Here is a 15,148-nt window from a genome sequence, read left to right as displayed (position 1 = left end):
GACGAAAGGCACTGATGTGATCGCCAACCTGGTGCAGCTGGCGGCCGAGGAGAAGCAGAACCCGCTGATCCCGGCCGGTCCCGAGCTGCTCGTCGGCACCATCGCCTTCGCCATCGTGTTCTTCTTCTTCTGGAAGAAGCTGCTTCCGAACATCAACAAGGTTCTGGAGGAGCGCCGAGCGGCGATCGAAGGCGGTATCGAAGAGGCCGACGCCATGAAGGTCGAGGCCCAGAGCGTCCTGGAGCAGTACAAGGCCCAGCTCGCCGAGGCCCGGCACGAGGCCGCGCGCCTGCGCCAGGAGGCGCAGGAGCAGGGTGCCGCGCTCATCGCCGAGATGCGGGCCGAGGGCCAGCGGCAGCGCGAGGAGATCGTCGCCGCCGGTCACACCCAGATCGAGGCCGACCGCAAGGCCGCCGCGCAGACGCTGCGTCAGGACGTCGGCAAGCTCGCCACCGACCTGGCCGGCAAGCTCGTCGGCGAGTCCCTCGAGGACCATGCCCGCCAGAGCCGTGTGATCGACCGCTTCCTCGACGAGCTCGAGGAGAAGGCCGAGGCCACGCGATGAACGGAGCGAGCCGCGAGGCCCTGGCAGCCGCACGTGAGCGTCTCGACGCGCTGACGGACTCCACGTCCGTGGACGCCGCGCAGCTCGCGGACGAGCTGGCGGCCGTCACCGCGCTGCTCGACCGTGAGGCCGGCCTGCGCCGGGTCCTCACCGACCCGGCGCAGCCCGCGCAGGCCAAGGCGGAACTGGTCCAGCGTCTGATCGGCGCCCAGGTCAGCGGTGCCGCCGCCGACCTGGTGGCCGGGATGGCGCGCTCCCGCTGGTCGCAGCCCCGCGACCTGGTGGACGCGCTGGAAGAGCTGGCGAGCATCGCCGACCTCACGGCCGCGGAGAAGACGGGCACCCTCGACGACGCCGAGGACGAGCTGTTCCGGTTCGGCCGGATCGTCTCCTCCAGCACCGAGCTGCGCGCCGCGCTGACCGACCGTGCCGCCGGCACGGCGGCCAAGACCGAGCTGCTGCACCGCCTGCTCGGCGGACGGGCCAAGCCGGTCACCGAGCGACTGGTGACGCGCCTTGTGACCGCGCCGCGTGGACGTAGCCTGGAAGCGGGACTGGAGTCCCTGTCCAAGCTCGCCGCCGAGCGCCGGGACCGCATGGTCGCCGTCGTCACCTCGGCGGTTCCGCTGAGCGACGGCCAGAAGCAGCGCCTCGGCGCCGCACTCGCCAAGCTCTACGGCCGCCGGATGCACCTCAACCTGGACGTGGACCCCGAGGTCGTCGGCGGCATCCGGGTACAGGTCGGTGACGAGGTCATCAACGGCTCCCTCGCGGACCGGCTGGACGAGGCCGCCCGTCGCATGGCGAGCTGAGCGAAGCTCGGCAGTCGACAAAAGCAGTCAGAAGAAGCAGTACGTACTTACGGCCCATGTTGGGCCGTGCAGAGGATTCACCTCTTTCAGGGGGGAGTCCCCATCCCCCCAAAGTGAAACTTCGGGCCCAACAAGGAGAGCAGGGAACCCAGATGGCGGAGCTCACGATCCGGCCGGAGGAGATCCGGGACGCGCTGGAGAACTTCGTCCAGTCGTACAAGCCGGACGCGGCCTCGCGCGAGGAGGTCGGTACGGTCACCCTTGCCGGCGACGGCATCGCGAAGATCGAGGGTCTTCCCTCGGCCATGGCCAACGAACTGCTGAAGTTCGAGGACGGCACCCTCGGCCTCGCCCTCAACCTCGAGGAGCGCGAGATCGGTGCCATCGTCCTCGGTGAGTTCAGCGGCATCGAGGAGGGGCAGCCGGTCACGCGCACCGGTGAGGTCCTCTCCGTCGCGGTCGGCGAGGGCTACCTCGGCCGCGTTGTCGACCCGCTCGGCAACCCGATCGACGGCCTCGGCGAGATCGAGACGTCCGGCCGCCGTGCGCTGGAGCTGCAGGCCCCCACGGTCATGCAGCGCAAGTCGGTGCACGAGCCGATGGAGACCGGCTACAAGGCCGTCGACGCGATGACCCCGATCGGCCGTGGTCAGCGTCAGCTGATCATCGGTGACCGCCAGACCGGCAAGACCGCCCTGGCCGTCGACACGATCATCAACCAGCGTGACAACTGGCGCACCGGCGACCCGAAGAAGCAGGTCCGCTGCATCTACGTCGCCATCGGCCAGAAGGGCTCCACCATCGCCGGCGTGCGCCGCGCGCTGGAGGAGAACGGCGCCCTGGAGTACACGACCATCGTCGCCGCCCCGGCGTCCGACCCGGCCGGCTTCAAGTACCTGGCGCCGTACACCGGTTCGGCCATCGGCCAGCAGTGGATGTACGAGGGCAAGCACGTCCTCATCATCTTCGACGACCTGTCGAAGCAGGCCGACGCCTACCGCGCCGTGTCCCTGCTGCTGCGCCGCCCGCCGGGCCGTGAGGCCTACCCGGGTGACGTCTTCTACCTGCACTCCCGGCTGCTGGAGCGCTGCGCCAAGCTCTCCGACGACATGGGTGCCGGCTCGATGACCGGTCTGCCGATCGTCGAGACCAAGGCCAACGACGTCTCGGCGTTCATCCCGACCAACGTCATCTCCATCACCGACGGCCAGTGCTTCCTGGAGTCGGACCTGTTCAACGCCGGTCAGCGTCCCGCGCTGAACGTCGGTATCTCCGTCTCCCGAGTCGGTGGTTCCGCGCAGCACAAGGCGATGCGCCAGGTCTCCGGCCGCCTCCGTGTGGACCTCGCCCAGTTCCGTGAGCTGGAGGCGTTCGCCGCCTTCGGTTCCGACCTGGACGCGGCCTCGAAGGCGCAGCTGGAGCGCGGTTCGCGCATGGTCGAGCTGCTGAAGCAGGACCAGTACCAGCCGATGGCCACCGAGGACCAGGTCGTCTCCGTCTGGGCCGGCACCAACGGCCGTATGGACGACGTGCCGGTCGCCGACATCCGCCGCTTCGAGAAGGAACTGATCGACTTCCTGCACCGGAAGCACCAGGGCCTGATGACCTCCATCAAGGAGGGCGCCAAGATGTCGAGCGACACCATCCAGGCGATCGATGACGCGGTGGCCGAGTTCAAGAAGCAGTTCGAGACCTCGGACGGCAAGCTGCTCGGCGAGGACACCCCTGCCGCTGCCGCCAAGTGACGTAAGGAAGGGACCTGACTCATGGGAGCCCAGCTCCGGGTCTACAAGCGTCGCATCCGATCCGTCAGCGCGACCAAGAAGATCACCAAGGCGATGGAGATGATCGCCGCCTCGCGCGTCGTCAAGGCGCAGCGCAAGGTGGCCGCCTCCACGCCGTACGCGACCGAGCTGACGCGCGCGGTCACGGCGGTCGGCACCGGCTCGAACACCAAGCACCCGCTCACCACGGAGACGGAGAACCCGACCCGTGCCGCGGTCCTGCTCCTCACGAGCGACCGTGGCCTCGCCGGCGCCTTCAACTCCAACGCCATCAAGACGGCGGAGCAGCTGACCGAGCGCCTGGAGCGCGAGGGCAAGCAGGTCGACACGTACATCGTCGGCCGGCGCGGTGTCGCCCACTACAACTTCCGTGAGCGCACCATCGCGGAGTCGTTCACGGGCTTCACGGACGAGCCGTCGTACGCGGACGCCAAGAAGGTCGCGGCGCCCCTGATCGAGGCGATCGAGAAGGACACGGCCCAGGGTGGTGTGGACGAGCTCCACATCGTCTTCACCGAGTTCGTCTCGATGATGACGCAGACGGCGCTGGACGCCCGGCTCCTGCCGCTGCGTCTCGAAGAGGTCGCCGAGGAGGCTCACCCCAAGGGGGAGATCCTCCCGCTGTACGACTTCGAGCCCTCGGCGGAGGACGTCCTCGACGCCCTGCTGCCGCGCTACGTGGAGAGCCGCATCTACAACGCGCTGCTCCAGTCGGCCGCTTCGAAGCACGCCGCCACGCGGCGCGCGATGAAGTCGGCCACCGACAACGCGGGCGAGCTGATCAACACGCTCTCCCGTCTTGCCAACGCGGCCCGCCAGGCCGAAATCACCCAGGAAATCAGCGAGATCGTCGGTGGCGCGAGCGCCCTGGCCGACGCGACCGCGGGGAGTGACCGATAAATGACCACCACTGTTGAGACCGCGGCGGCTACGGGCCGCGTCGCCCGGGTCATCGGCCCGGTCGTCGACGTGGAGTTCCCCGTCGACGCGATGCCGGAGATCTACAACGCCCTTCACGTCGAGGTCTCCGACCCGGCGAACGCGGGCGAGAAGAAGACGCTGACCCTGGAGGTCGCCCAGCACCTGGGTGACGGCCTGGTCCGCACCATCTCCATGCAGCCGACCGACGGTCTGGTCCGCCAGGCCGCGGTCACCGACACGGGCGCGGCCATCTCCGTCCCCGTCGGTGACTTCACCAAGGGCAAGGTGTTCAACACCCTCGGTGAGGTGCTGAACGTCGACGAGTCCTACGACGGCGAGCGCTGGCCGATCCACCGCAAGGCCCCGAACTTCGACGAGCTCGAGTCCAAGACCGAGATGTTCGAGACGGGCGTCAAGGTCATCGACCTGCTCACCCCGTACGTCAAGGGCGGCAAGATCGGCCTGTTCGGCGGCGCCGGCGTCGGCAAGACGGTGCTCATCCAGGAGATGATCTACCGTGTCGCCAACAACCACGACGGTGTCTCCGTGTTCGCCGGTGTCGGTGAGCGCACCCGTGAGGGCAACGACCTCATCGAGGAGATGACCGACTCGGGCGTCATCGACAAGACCGCGCTGGTCTTCGGTCAGATGGACGAGCCCCCGGGCACCCGTCTGCGCGTCGCGCTGGCCGGCCTCACCATGGCCGAGTACTTCCGTGACGTCCAGAAGCAGGACGTGCTGTTCTTCATCGACAACATCTTCCGCTTCACGCAGGCCGGCTCTGAGGTCTCCACCCTGCTCGGCCGTATGCCGTCCGCGGTGGGTTACCAGCCGAACCTGGCCGACGAGATGGGCCTCCTGCAGGAGCGCATCACCTCGACCCGCGGTCACTCGATCACCTCGATGCAGGCGATCTACGTCCCCGCCGACGACCTGACCGACCCGGCCCCGGCGACCACCTTCGCCCACCTCGACGCGACGACGGTTCTCTCCCGTCCGATCTCCGAGAAGGGCATCTACCCGGCCGTGGACCCGCTGGACTCGACGTCCCGGATCCTGGACCCCCGCTACATCGCGGCGGACCACTACAACGCGGCCATGCGTGTGAAGAACATCCTGCAGAAGTACAAGGACCTGCAGGACATCATCGCGATCCTCGGTATCGACGAGCTCGGCGAGGAGGACAAGCTGGTCGTCCACCGTGCCCGTCGCGTGGAGCGCTTCCTGTCCCAGAACACCCACGTCGCCAAGCAGTTCACCGGCGTGGACGGTTCGGACGTGCCGCTCGACGAGACGATCGCCGCGTTCAACGCGATCTGCGACGGCGAGTTCGACCACTTCCCGGAGCAGGCGTTCTTCATGTGCGGTGGCCTCGAGGACCTCAAGGCCAACGCCAAGGAGCTGGGCGTCTCCTGAACTCCCTGAGTTCGGGTGAGGGGGCGGGCGCGTCCCGCCCCCTCACTCACGCCTACTAGAATTGACCCCAACACCCGGCGCCCCTGCCGGGTGGTGACCCGAGGAGCCACCCTTGGCTGCTGAGCTGCACGTCGAGCTGGTCGCTGCCGACCGCCAGGTCTGGTCCGGTGAGGCCACCCTGGTCGTCGCGCGCACCACGTCCGGCGACATCGGCGTCATGCCCGGTCACCAGCCGCTGCTCGGTGTGCTGGAGTCGGGCCCGGTGACCATCCGTACGAGTGATGGTGGAACGGTCGTCGCCGCGGTGCACGGCGGTTTCATCTCGTTCGCGGACAACAAGCTGTCGCTGCTGGCCGAGATCGCCGAGCTGTCGGACGAGATCGATGTCCAGCGCACGGAGCGGGAGCTGGAGCGCGCGAAGGCGGAGGGCGACGCCGCCGCCGAGCGTCGCGCGGACGTCCGCCTTCGGGCGGCGGCGGCGCGCTAGACGCTCCGCGCTCCGCACTGTGCGGTGACGTGACTCAGCCGCGGCTGGGACCTTTCGGTCCCCGCCGCGGCTGAGGTGAATGTGGGTATTTTTTACGTTTCATTACCTGGGAGACGAGGAGGTCGGTGCCGATGGTCCTCGCTCTGACTGTGTGCGGAATCGTGGTCGCGCTCGTGGTGGTGGGACTGTTCCTGTTCGGACTGCGCCGCAGACTCATCCAGCGCTCCGGCGGCACCTTCGACTGTTCCCTGCGCTGGGACGTGGCCGAGAAACCCGACGCCAACGGCAAGGGCTGGTCCTACGGCGTCGCCCGCTACAACGGCGACCGCATCGAGTGGTACCGCGTCTTCTCCTACGCCCCCCGCCCCCGCCGCACCCTGGAGCGCGCGCAGATCGAGGTGGCCGGCCGCCGGCTGCCCGAGGGCGAGGAGGAACTGGCACTGCTGTCCGACGCGGTGGTCCTCGCCTGTACGCACCGGGGCACGCGCCTGGAACTCGCCATGAGCGAAGACGCGCTGACCGGATTCCTCGCGTGGCTGGAGGCAGCCCCGCCCGGACAGCGAGTGAATGTGGCGTAGCCGCATTCACTCGCTGGGTGGGGGTCCCCCCGGACGAAGTCCGGGGCAGCGTCAACGTCGCCTAGGCGCTCTCTCTACAGGTTGCCGCTGATGGCGTTCACCAGCTCGCCGTCGCTGGTGTCGCCGCTGAACTCCCAGAAGAACGCGCCGCCGAGCCCCTGGGACCTGGCCCAGCTCATCTTTCCGGCGATGGTCGACGGGGTGTCGTACGACCACCAGTTGCTGCCGCAGTGGGCGTACGCGGTGCCGGCGACGGTGCCGGTGACGGGGCAGGACGTCTTGAGCACCTTGTAGTCCTCGATGCCCTGCTCATAGGTGCCGGCCGCGGGTCCGGTGGCCGTGCCGCCCGGGGCGTCCTGGGTGACGCCGGTCCAGCCGCGGCCGTAGAGGCCGATGCCGATGAGCAGCTTGGACGCGGGGACGCCGATGGACTTGTACTTGGCGATCGCGTCGGCCGTGTCGAACCCGGCCTTCGGGATGCCGCTGTACGAGGTGAGCGGGGAGTGCGGGGCGGTCGGACCCTTCGCGTCCCAGGCGCCGAAGAAGTCGTACGACATCACGTTGTACCAGTCGGCGTACTGTGAGGCGCCCGCGTAGTCCGCTGCCTCGATCTTGCCGCCGGAGGAGCCGTCGGCGGTGACCGCGGCGGTGACCAGCTTGCTCGTACCGAACTTGGCGCGCAGCGCGGCCAGCACGTTCTTGAAGGCCGCCGCCCCGCTGGTGTCGCAGGACAGGCCGCAGGCGTTCGGGTACTCCCAGTCGATGTCGATGCCGTCGAAGACATCGGCCCAGCGCGGGTCCTCGACCAGGTTGTAGCAGGAGTCGGCGAACGCGGTCGGGTTGGCGGCGGCCTGCGCGAACCCGCCGGACCAGGTCCAGCCGCCGAAGGACCACAGCACCTTGAGGTTCGGATACTTGGCCTTCAGCTCGCGCAGCTGGTTGAAGTTGCCGCGCAGCGGCTGGTCCCAGGTGTCGGCGACGCCGCTCACCGACTGGTCGGCGGTGAAGGCCTTGTCGTAGTCCGCGTAGGAGTCGCCTATCGCGCACTGGCCGTTCGTCACGTTGCCGAAGGCGTAGTTGATGTGCGTGATCTTCGCCGCCGAGCCGGACGTCACCAGGTTCTTGACGTTGTAGTTGCGGCCGTAGATGCCCCACTCGGTGAAGTAGCCGAGCTTGACCTTGTCGCCGGTGGTCGGGGGAGTGGTGGTGCCGCCGGTGGTGTGCACCTTGACCGCGCCGCTGACCGGGCCGGTCTGGTCGGCGGTGTCACGGGCCTGCACGGTGTAGGAGTAGTCGGTGCCGGCGCTCAGGCCGCTGTCGGTGTACGACGTGGTGGTCACCGTGGAGACGACCTTGCCGTCGCGCAGGACGTCGTAGTTCTTCACGCCCTTGTCGTCGGTGGCCGCGCCCCAGGAGAGCTTGACCGAGGTGTCGGTGATGTTCGAGGCGGTCGGGGTGCCGGGGGTGCTCGGGGGCGCGTCGCCCGGGGCCGTCGTACCGTCACAACTGTCGCCGTTGAGCTTGCAGTTGCTCGGTGAGCCTGGTCCCGAGCCGTTGAAGCCGAAGGAGACGGAGGCGCCAGGGGCGAGGGTGCCGTTGTAGGACTTGTTCTTGGCGGTCCAGTGGTTGCCGGAGCTGGTGACGTCCGCGTCCCAGGCGGAGGTGACGGACGTACCCGAGGGGAAGTCCCACTCGACGGTCCAGGAGCTGATGCTGGAGGTACCGGTGTTCTTGATGGTCCACTGACCGCCGAAGCCGGTTCCCCAGTCGCTGGTCTTGGTGAAGCTCGCTGTCTCGTTGGTCGCGGCCTGGGCGGGGCTCGCGAGACCGACGAGGCCGGCCAGGGGGAGCACCAGGCTCGCGAGGCCTGCCGCGGCTCTGTGTCTGAAGCGCATGCTGCGCCTCCTCAGGTATGTGGGGATGTCAGGGGCATGACTGAGCCATCACGCCCACGGTGCTGCGAGAGTAGAAAGGTCTGGACCACCGGTCAATAGGTCTGGACCAATTTTCCGCACGGCTTCCTCGGCCCTCGCTAGATCCCCAACTCCTGTGCCAGTACGGCCGCTTGGACCCGGCTGCGCAGCTCCAGCTTGGCCAGCAACCGGCTCACATGCGTCTTCACCGTGCCCTCCGCCATCTGCAGACGCCCGGCGATCTCGGCGTTCGACAGTCCCTGACCGACACAGGACAGCACCTCCCGCTCGCGCCGGGTCAGCCCGTCGAGCACGGCCGGATCGGTCTTCGGCTCCCGTACCGGGCGGGCCGCGAACTCGGTGATCAGCCGCCGCGTCACGGCCGGCGCGACGATCCCCTCCCCGCGCGCCACCGTCCGCACCGCCTCCAGCAGATCCCGCGCCTCGGTGTTCTTCAGTAGAAACCCCGCCGCCCCCGCCCGCAACGCCCCGAAGACGTACTCGTCCAGATCGAAGGTGGTCAGCACCAGCACGTCCGCGAGCCGCTCCGCGACGATCCGCCGGGTCGCCGACACCCCGTCCAGGCGTGGCATCTGCACGTCCATCAGCACCAGGTCCGGCCGCAGCAGCCGGGCCAGCTCCACCGCCCGCTCGCCGTCCGCAGCCTCGCCGACCACCTCGATGTCGGGTGTGCTGCGCAGGATCAGGACGAGTCCGGCTCGCACGGCGGACTGGTCCTCGGCGACAAGGACGCGGATCACGGTGGGTCTCCTTCGGTTTCGGTTCCGGCGAGGGGAAGGGCGGCGCGCACGGTCCACAGCCCGGCCGCGGGCCCGGCCGAGAAGGTACCGCCGAGCAGTGCCGCCCGCTCCCGCATCCCGGTCAGCCCCGAGCCCGAGCCGGGCGCGCGCGGGGTGTCACCGGGCCGGTAGGGGCTGGTGACCGTCACCTGCAGGGTGCCGTCGGCCTGCCGCAGGTCGACCCGGACGGGCCCCGGCGCCGCGTGCTTGAGCGCGTTGGTCAGCGACTCCTGCACCATCCGGTACGCGGCCAGCTCCACCGGCACCGGCACCCGGCCGTGACCGGCGTCGAGGCGGACCTCCAGGCCGTTGGCGCGAGCCCCCTCGACCAGGGCGGCGAGCCCGTCGAGCGTCGGCGTGGCGGCCGGCTCCCGATCGCCGCTGCCGTCCCGCAGGATGCCGATCAGCTTCCGCATCTCGGCCAGCCCCGCCACGCTGTTCTCCCGGATCACGCTCAGCGCGTCGCGGGAGGTCTGCGGATTGTCGAGGGACAGCGCGGCCGTGGAGTGGATGGCGATCGCGGACAGATGGTTGGCGACCATGTCGTGCAACTCCCTTGCCACCCGCGCCCGTTCGGACGTGACCGCCTGTGCGCGGTCCATCTCGGCGAGCAGCGCGGTCTGTTCGGCGCGCAGCCGGGCGGCCTCGGCGGCATCCCGGTGGTTGCGCACCACCCAGCCGGTCGCGGCCGGCGCGAAGGCGATCACGCCCACGCCCACCCCGATCAGCAGCGCCTGCGGATCCCGCCCCAGGGCGGCCGGCACGACTCCGCCGAGCACGGTCAGCAGTCCGGTGATCCAAGGGATACGGCGGGCGGAGGACGGGGTGCCGTACAGCACGGCCGCGTACACCAGATCGGTGTACAGCACGACCGTGACGACGTTGCCGATGGTCACCGTGTCCAGGGTCAGCGCGAGTGTGCCGGCCAGCAGACCGATGCGGGGCCGGGTGCGGCGCAGCGGCTCGCACCCGGCGGTGATCGCCAGCGGCACCAGCGGGGCCCAGGGCGCCGCCCACTGCACGAGCGGGTCCGCGGGTACGCGCGGATGGATTCCCAGCAGCCACAGCAGCGTCCCGCCGAGCAGTCCGCCCACGGCGATCCGTACGTCGTCGCGGTGCGGGCGGGGGAGCGGGAGGGCCATGCGTCCATCCAACACGGCCCGCGGCGCGCCCGCGTGCTCCCCGGGCACGGTCCTGGACTGCGACTTTCGCTTACGCCGCATTCGCCCTCGCCGACGACGAACCGTGCCTTCGCGGCCGGGACCCTGGAGAGATGGACGAGGGGAGCGAACCGTGATCGTCGGGTTGGTCATCGCCTGCGAGGTGGCGTTCTGGGTGTTGCTGGCGGCCGGACTGGCCTTCCGGTACGCCCTGCGGATGCCCCGCACCGGACTGGCGCTGCTGCTGTGCGAGCCGCTGCTCGAGGTCGTGCTCTTCGTCGTGACCGCCATCGACCTGCGGAACGGTGCACAGCCGGACTGGCGGCACGGTCTGGCCGCCGTCTACATCGGCTTCACGGTCGGGCTCGGCCACTCGACGGTCACATGGGCCGACGCCCGGGTCGCCCACCGCTTCACCGGCGGCCCGCCCCCCAAGAAGCCGCCCCGGCACGGCACGGCCCGCGCCGTCCACGAATGGAAGGTCGCGGGCCGCTGGATCCTGGCCTGTGTGGTCGCCCTCGCGCTGCTCCAGGCCGCCGTCTGGTACGTCGGCTCCGCCGGCCACACCGGTTCGCTGCGCCAGTGGCAGCTGCGGATGCTGTGGCTGATCGGCATCAACGTGATCATCGCCGGCAGCTACACGCTGTTCCCGAAGCGCGAGCGCTAACGCTCCCCGCCCGGCACCCACAGGACATCGCCGACCTCCTTGTTCGCCGTCCGGGCCAGGATGAACAGCAGGTCGGACAGGCGGTTGAGATAGGTGGCCGTCAGGGGGTTCATGGTGTCGCCGTGGGACTCCAGGGCCGCCCAGGTGGAGCGCTCGGCGCGGCGTACGACCGTGCAGGCCTGGTGGAGGAGGGCCGCGCCGGGGGTGCCGCCGGGCAGGATGAAGGAACGGAGTTTCTCCAGCCGCTCGTTGAAGCGGTCGCAGTCCGCCTCCAGCTTGTCGATGTAGAACTGCTCCACCCTCAGCGGCGGGAACTCGGGGTTCTCCACCACCGGCGTCGACAGATCCGCACCCACGTCGAACAGGTCGTTCTGGACCCGTGTGAGGACCGTGACGACCTCCGTGTCCAGGCCGCCCAGCGCGATCGCGCCGCCGATCACCGCATTGGCCTCGTTGGTGTCCGCGTACGCGGAGATCCTGAGGTCCGTCTTGGGCACCCGGCTCATGTCGCCGAGGTGGGTGGTGCCCTTGTCGCCGGTCCTGGTGTAGATGCGCGTCAGATTGACCATAAGGCCAGCGTAGTTACGCCCCGGCCGTCCGGAACACTCGTGTGCCCACCGTCACCGCCAGCGCCGTGAATCCGATGGCGACGAGGGCGCCGTAGAGCATGTGCGCACCGGCGTAGTGGCCGACGTAGGCGTCGCGCACCGCGTCCACCAGGTAGCGGAACGGGACGAAGTGCGAGAGCACGTCCAGCCAGGCGGGTGCGAGGGTCATCGGGAGCATCAGGCCGGACAGCAGCATCGACGGCATCGACACAGTGTTGATCAGCGGGCCGAACTCCTGCGGGGTGCGGACCTTCATCCCGAGCGCGTACGACAGCGAGGCCAGCGAGAGCGTGAGCAGGGCGACGAACACGAAGCCGATCAGGATGCCCGCCAGCGGTGCGCGCAGCCCCATCACCAGCGCGGCCAGCACCAGCAGCACCGCCTGGAAGACGAAGACCGTGGCGTCGCGCAGCACCCGCCCGAGCAGCAGGGCGAGCCGGCTGACGGGGGTCACGCGCATCCGCTCCACCACCCCCTGGCTCTTCTCGATGATCACCGTGAAGCCCGCGAACAGGGCGCCGAACAGGCCGAGTTGGAGCAGCAGGCCCGGCACGAGCACCTGCCAGGAACTCCCCGTGCCACCGAGCGGCAGATGGGTGAGCAGCGGGCCGAAGAAGAGGAGGTAGAGGAGCGGGGTGAGCACGCCGAAGAGCAGCGCGAAGCGGGAGCGCAGCGACTGGCGCAGATAGCGGCCGTAGATGAGGGCCGTGTCGTTCAGCAGCATCTTCTGTGGATCCCTAGACGGCTACGGGGGCGGGGGCGGCCGGGGAGGGCCCGCGCCCGGTGATGGCGAGGAAGGTGTCCTGGAGAGTGGCGTCGAGCGAGCCGCCGTGCTTCAGCTTGAGCGCGCTCGGCGTGCCCTCGGCGGCGACCGTGCCCCGGTCCACGATCACCAGGCGGTCGGCGAGGGCGTCGGCCTCGTCCAGGTAGTGGGTGGTCAGGAAGACGGTCGTACCGTGCTCGTCGCGCAGCCGGCGGACCAGGTCCCACAGGTCGGCGCGGCTGCCCGGGTCCAGGCCGGTCGTCGGCTCGTCCAGGAACAGCACTTTCGGGCGGTGGGTGAGCGCCATCGCGATGTCCAGCCGGCGGCGCTGACCGCCGGAGAGGGCACCGGCCCTGCGGTCGAGGAACCCGGTGAGGTCCAGTTCCCGCGCCAGCTCCTCGGCCCGCGCCCGTGCCTCGGCCTTCGGCAGGCGGTACATCCGTCCCTGGGTGACCAGCTCCTCCCGCACGGTGATCTGCGGATCGACGCCACCGGACTGGGCGACGTACCCGCTCGCCGCGCGCACGCCGGCCGGGTCCGTCGCCAGATCGTGCCCGGCGACGGTCGCGGCGCCGCCGGTCGGCTTCAGCAGGGTGGTGAGCATCCGCAGGGTGGTGGTCTTGCCGGCGCCGTTGGGTCCGAGGAAGCCGAGGATCTCGCCCTCCCGGACGGCGAGGTCGATGCCGCGCACGGCCTGAACCGGCCCGGCCTTGGTCTGGAAGGTGCGGGCGAGTCCCGCCGCGCTGATGACTGCTGCCATGCCCACAGAAAAACAGAGTCCCTGAAATTTTGCAATGACTCCAAGTTTTCTCGGGCGCCAAGTTTTCATCACCCCCAGCGAAGCTAGGATGCGGGGCATGGCAGAGGGGCTCAGGGAGCGGAAGAAGCGGCAGACCAGGCAGTACATCTCGGATGTCGCCACGGGTCTGTTCATCGGGCGCGGCTTCGACGCGGTGACGGTCGCGGAGATCGCCGAGGCGGCGAACGTCTCCGTGAACACCGTCTACAACTACTTCCCCGCCAAGGAAGACCTCTTCTTCGACCGCTCCGCCGGCATGGTCGACCGCCTCGCCCGCTGGGTCCGGGGCCGGCCCGAGGGCGAGTCGGCCGCCGCCGCCGTCCTGCGCGAGCTGCGCGAGGAGGTCGAGGCGGTCTCCCCCCGGGTCGGGCTGCTGTCCGGCTACGCCGCCTTCATGAAGGTCATCGAGGAGGCCCCCGCACTGCGCTCCCGCCTCTGGGCGCTCGCCCAGGAGGTCCAGGCCAACCTGGAGCAGGTCCTTCGGGAGGAGACCGGCGCGGCCGACGGCGACGAACTGCCCTATCTGATGGCCGGTCAGATCGGCTGGATCCACAGCACGGTCATGGCGGCCATCGGGCGCGAGATGGTCAAGGGCCGCGAACCGCGCGAAGTGTCCCGAGAGGTACTCGTCCTCCTCGACGACATCGAGGACCTGCTGAGCGAGAGGGTCCTCGGCTATGCGGTGCGCGCACAGAACCAGCCACCGACAGGCCGGGCCTGATCACCGTGCCGCTTCCGTCGTGAAGAGCGCGGCGGCGCCGATTCAACCTATTGGGCGGAAAAGCCGGTTCTGTTCCCGCGGTGCCGGTGCACGCGCCGACCGGGAAGGCCGCTGCGCGCACACCGGCCGAACGGCGCCGGAAAGGCGCCCAATTGGGTGCTTCCTGCGGCTGCCGGTGTGATGTCCGTCAATTGAGACGTGACGCGCGTTACTTACCGGTCACACAGCGGCTCCGGAGCGCTATGGTCCGCCGGAGAAGCAGACTTGGAGCGCGTTCAAGGGAGTCGGAGTGGCACGGAAGCTCGCCGTCATCGGGGCCGGTCTCATGGGGTCCGGTATCGCTCAGGTCGCCGCGCAGGCGGGCTGGGACGTCGTCCTGCGCGACGTCACCGACGAGGCACTGAAGCGCGGCACCGACGGCATCAAGGCCTCGTACGACAAATTCGTGAGCAAGGGGAAGATGGAGGCGCACGACGCCGACACCGCCCTGGCCCGCATCACCGCCACCACCGACCTGGACGCCGCCGCCGACGCTGACATCGTCGTCGAGGCCGTCTTCGAGAAGCTGGAGGTCAAGCACGAGATCTTCCGTGCGCTCGACAAGATCGTGCGCCCGGAGACCGTGCTCGCCTCCAACACCTCCGCCATCCCGATCACCAAGATCGCGGCGGCCACCGAGCACCCCGAGCGTGTCGTCGGCGTCCACTTCTTCTCGCCGGTGCCGATGATGCAGCTCGTCGAGCTGGTCCGCGGCTACAAGACGAGCGACGAAACCCTCGCCGCCGCACGGGAGTTCGCCGAGTCCGTCGGCAAGACCTGCATCGTCGTCAACCGGGACGTCGCCGGCTTCGTGACCACCCGGCTCATCTCCGCCCTCGTGGTGGAGGCGACCAAGCTCTACGAGTCCGGGGTCGCCACCGCCGAGGACATCGACCTCGCCTGCAAGCTGGGCTTCGGCCACGCCATGGGCCCGCTCGCCACCGCCGACCTGACCGGCGTGGACATCCTGCTGCACGCCACCGGCAACATCTACACCGAGTGCCAGGACGAGAAGTTCGCCCCGCCGGAGCTGATGCGCCGGATGGTGGATGCCGGTGACATCGGCCGCAAGAGCGGGCAGGGCTTCTACACGTACTGATCCCACCCCGCACGCC

At 69.4% G+C, this 15,148-nt stretch carries 16 protein-coding genes; 10 read left to right on the top strand and 6 right to left on the bottom strand.

From position 1 onward, the window contains the following. Positions 1-16: 16 nt before the first annotated feature. From AB0L75_RS34080 to AB0L75_RS34050, 7 genes are all read left to right on the top strand, one after another. Positions 17-565 (top strand): F0F1 ATP synthase subunit B, encoded by a 549-nt coding sequence (locus tag AB0L75_RS34080; RefSeq protein WP_365188960.1) that lies wholly within the window; start codon positions 17-19, stop codon positions 563-565. Continuing rightward, complete coding sequence (locus AB0L75_RS34075) at positions 562-1,377, top strand: F0F1 ATP synthase subunit delta (RefSeq protein WP_365188958.1); 816 nt, start codon at positions 562-564, stop codon at positions 1,375-1,377. Before AB0L75_RS34080 ends, AB0L75_RS34075 begins: the two co-directional genes overlap by 4 nt. A 152-nt stretch (positions 1,378-1,529) precedes the next feature. Next, on the top strand, positions 1,530-3,122 hold the full coding sequence (gene atpA, locus AB0L75_RS34070; protein ID WP_365188956.1) for a F0F1 ATP synthase subunit alpha: 1,593 nt from the start codon (positions 1,530-1,532) through the stop codon (positions 3,120-3,122). Between the two features lie 21 nt (positions 3,123-3,143). Further along, positions 3,144-4,061, top strand: coding sequence for a F0F1 ATP synthase subunit gamma (locus tag AB0L75_RS34065; RefSeq protein ID WP_365188954.1), 918 nt, complete (start codon positions 3,144-3,146; stop codon positions 4,059-4,061). Continuing rightward, positions 4,062-5,498, top strand: coding sequence for a F0F1 ATP synthase subunit beta (gene atpD / locus AB0L75_RS34060; RefSeq protein ID WP_365188951.1), 1,437 nt, complete (start codon positions 4,062-4,064; stop codon positions 5,496-5,498). A gap of 112 nt (positions 5,499-5,610) precedes the next feature. After that, a complete protein-coding gene (locus AB0L75_RS34055; protein ID WP_031171909.1) occupies positions 5,611-5,985 on the top strand; it encodes a F0F1 ATP synthase subunit epsilon in 375 nt (124 codons plus the stop codon). A 131-nt stretch (positions 5,986-6,116) separates the two neighbouring features. Further along, a complete protein-coding gene (locus AB0L75_RS34050; RefSeq protein WP_076095079.1) occupies positions 6,117-6,563 on the top strand; it encodes a DUF2550 domain-containing protein in 447 nt (148 codons plus the stop codon). A gap of 74 nt (positions 6,564-6,637) precedes the next feature. Here the strand turns inward: AB0L75_RS34050 and AB0L75_RS34045 are convergent, their stop codons facing one another. From AB0L75_RS34045 to AB0L75_RS34035, 3 genes are all read right to left on the bottom strand, one after another. Further along, on the bottom strand, positions 6,638-8,458 hold the full coding sequence (locus tag AB0L75_RS34045) for a glycoside hydrolase family 18 chitinase (protein WP_365188947.1): 1,821 nt from the start codon (positions 8,456-8,458) through the stop codon (positions 6,638-6,640). A 137-nt stretch (positions 8,459-8,595) separates the two neighbouring features. Then, positions 8,596-9,237: a response regulator transcription factor gene (locus tag AB0L75_RS34040; protein WP_365188944.1), complete on the bottom strand. Its 642-nt coding sequence runs from the start codon at positions 9,235-9,237 to the stop codon at positions 8,596-8,598. Beyond that, the gene (locus tag AB0L75_RS34035) at positions 9,234-10,418 is read right to left on the bottom strand and encodes a histidine kinase (protein ID WP_365188941.1); all 1,185 of its coding nucleotides are present in this window, start codon (positions 10,416-10,418) and stop codon (positions 9,234-9,236) included. Before AB0L75_RS34035 ends, AB0L75_RS34040 begins: the two co-directional genes overlap by 4 nt. 151 nt (positions 10,419-10,569) lie before the next feature. Here AB0L75_RS34035 and AB0L75_RS34030 point away from each other — a divergent pair, with 151 nt between their 5' ends. Beyond that, positions 10,570-11,103, top strand: a complete 534-nt coding sequence (locus tag AB0L75_RS34030; protein ID WP_365188938.1) for a hypothetical protein — start codon at positions 10,570-10,572, stop codon at positions 11,101-11,103. Here AB0L75_RS34030 and AB0L75_RS34025 read toward each other — a convergent pair. The 3 genes from AB0L75_RS34025 to AB0L75_RS34015 are packed head-to-tail and all read right to left on the bottom strand — an operon-like array spanning position 11,100 to position 13,234. After that, positions 11,100-11,672, bottom strand: coding sequence for a cob(I)yrinic acid a,c-diamide adenosyltransferase (locus AB0L75_RS34025; protein WP_365188935.1), 573 nt, complete (start codon positions 11,670-11,672; stop codon positions 11,100-11,102). The two genes, AB0L75_RS34030 and AB0L75_RS34025, sit on opposite strands and share 4 nt — an antisense overlap. Before the next feature lie 13 nt (positions 11,673-11,685). After that, complete coding sequence (locus AB0L75_RS34020) at positions 11,686-12,435, bottom strand: ABC transporter permease (RefSeq protein ID WP_365188932.1); 750 nt, start codon at positions 12,433-12,435, stop codon at positions 11,686-11,688. A gap of 13 nt (positions 12,436-12,448) precedes the next feature. After that, positions 12,449-13,234, bottom strand: a complete 786-nt coding sequence (locus AB0L75_RS34015) for an ATP-binding cassette domain-containing protein (RefSeq protein WP_365188929.1) — start codon at positions 13,232-13,234, stop codon at positions 12,449-12,451. A 97-nt stretch (positions 13,235-13,331) separates the two neighbouring features. On the opposite strand from AB0L75_RS34015, the gene AB0L75_RS34010 reads away from it, so the two are divergent. Further along, positions 13,332-13,994, top strand: coding sequence for a TetR/AcrR family transcriptional regulator (locus AB0L75_RS34010; protein WP_365188926.1), 663 nt, complete (start codon positions 13,332-13,334; stop codon positions 13,992-13,994). Between the two features lie 289 nt (positions 13,995-14,283). Next, positions 14,284-15,132: a 3-hydroxyacyl-CoA dehydrogenase family protein gene (locus tag AB0L75_RS34005; RefSeq protein ID WP_365188924.1), complete on the top strand. Its 849-nt coding sequence runs from the start codon at positions 14,284-14,286 to the stop codon at positions 15,130-15,132. Positions 15,133-15,148: the final 16 nt, after the last annotated feature.

The sequence above is a fragment of the Streptomyces sp. NPDC052101 genome (genome assembly GCF_040680235.1).
Taxonomy (GTDB): Bacteria; Actinomycetota; Actinomycetes; order Streptomycetales; family Streptomycetaceae; genus Streptomyces.
The sequence above is the reverse complement of the archived record's forward strand: the minus strand, read 5'-3'. Positions and strand labels throughout refer to the sequence as shown.